General features: G+C 72.5%; 2 protein-coding genes. Both read left to right on the top strand.

Annotated elements, in window-relative coordinates; all coding sequences use genetic code 11:
* The first annotated feature begins 209 nt into the window (after positions 1–209).
* On the top strand, positions 210–1,250 hold the full coding sequence (locus AB0G02_RS39855; RefSeq protein WP_360805616.1) for a LacI family DNA-binding transcriptional regulator: 1,041 nt from the start codon (positions 210–212) through the stop codon (positions 1,248–1,250).
* Positions 1,247–1,478 (top strand): crosslink repair DNA glycosylase YcaQ family protein (locus AB0G02_RS39850; RefSeq protein WP_360805613.1); only part of this gene is annotated, 232 nt, incomplete at its 3' end. The genes AB0G02_RS39855 and AB0G02_RS39850, both read left to right, overlap by 4 nt.

Below are 1,478 nucleotides of genomic sequence, written 5' to 3'. Positions count from 1 at the left end.
CAACGGCGCCGGCGACGCCTTCTTCTCCGGCTTCCTGGTCGCGCACCTCGCCGGCGCGGACGTGCCAGCGGCGATGGCCGCCGGGGCCGAGCAGGCGGCGCGCTGTCTCGGTTCGGCGGGCCTGGCGCCCGAACTGTGACCGTCAAGGACTTGCTGAAAGCCTTTGCAAGGTCTTTCCTTCGGGTGCGTCCGCGACGGAAGGGACACACATGGAAGGCGTGACCGCCCGGTTGAGCGACATCGCCGCCCAGGCCGGGGTCAGCGAGGCGACGGTCAGCCGGGTGTTCAACGGCAAGGCGGGCGTGTCCGCGGCCACCCGTCAAGCGGTGGTGGCCGCGATGGACCTGCTCGGCTACGAGCGCCCTCCCCGGCTGCGGCAGCGCAGCGCCGGGCTCATCGGGCTGATCACCCCGGAGCTGAGCAACCCGATCTTCCCCGCCCTCGCGCAGGTTGTGGAGCAGGTGCTGACGAGCGCGGGCTACACGCCGCTGCTGTGCACGCAGACGCCGGGCGGATCCACCGAGGACCAGCTCACCGAGATGCTGGTGGACCGGGGCGTGGCCGGGATCGTGTTCGTCTCCGGCCTGCACGCCGACTCCACCGCCGACATGGCCCGCTACACCAAGCTCGCCGGGCGGGGCATCCCGTTCGTCATGATCAACGGGTACACGGAGAAGATCTCCGCGCCGTTCATGTCGACCGACGACCGCGCGGCGATGCGGCTCGCGGTGTCGCACCTGGTGGAGCTGGGGCACGAACGCATCGGCCTGGCCGTCGGACCGCGGCGGTTCGTGCCGGTGCTGCGCAAGATCGAGGGTTTCGTGCAGCACATGCGCACCGCGCTCCCCTGCACCGCCGAGGAGGCCGAGGCGCTGGTGCAGCACTCGCTGTTCACCGTCGAGGGCGGGCAGTCCGCGGCGACGGCGCTGCTGGACAAGGGGTGCACGGCGATCGTGTGCGGCAGCGACCTGATGGCGTTCGGTGCGATCCGGGCGGCGCGGCACCGCGGGTTGAGCGTGCCGCAGGACGTGTCCGTGGTCGGGTTCGACGACTCCCCTCTCATCGTGTTCGCGGACCCGCCGCTGACCACGCTGCGCCAGCCCGTCGAGGCGATGGGGCAGGCCGCGGTCAACGCGCTGCTGGAGGAGATCGGCGGCACGCGCGGTCATTCCCCATTGGGCACGCACGCCGAGTTCGTCTTCCTGCCCGAGCTGGTGGTGCGCGGTTCGACGGGCGCGGGGCCGAGGTGACCGCCGGTCGGGCCAGGGCGCTGCGCATGAGGGCGCAACGCCTGACGACACCCGCCCGTTCGCTGCCCGAACTGCTGCGCGACGTGCTGGCCGTGCAGGCGCAGGACGTCGCCGCCGCGGGTCTGGCCGTGCGCGCACGCACCACCGGCGTCACGCACGCCGACCTGCGCGCCGCGCTGGAGTCCGGTGAGGTGGTCCGCACGTGCGCCATGCGCGGCGCGGTGCACC

It is taken from the genome of Actinosynnema sp. NPDC023658 (genome assembly GCF_040639995.1).
Taxonomy (GTDB): Bacteria; Actinomycetota; Actinomycetes; order Mycobacteriales; family Pseudonocardiaceae; genus Actinosynnema.
This window is presented reverse-complemented; position numbering and strand designations above follow the sequence as displayed.

Excerpts from the sequence above, each read along its gene's own strand:
- AB0G02_RS39855 (WP_360805616.1), top strand. The coding sequence starts at position 210 with ATGGAAGGCGTGACCGCCCGGTTGAGCGACATCGCCGCCCAGGCCGGG.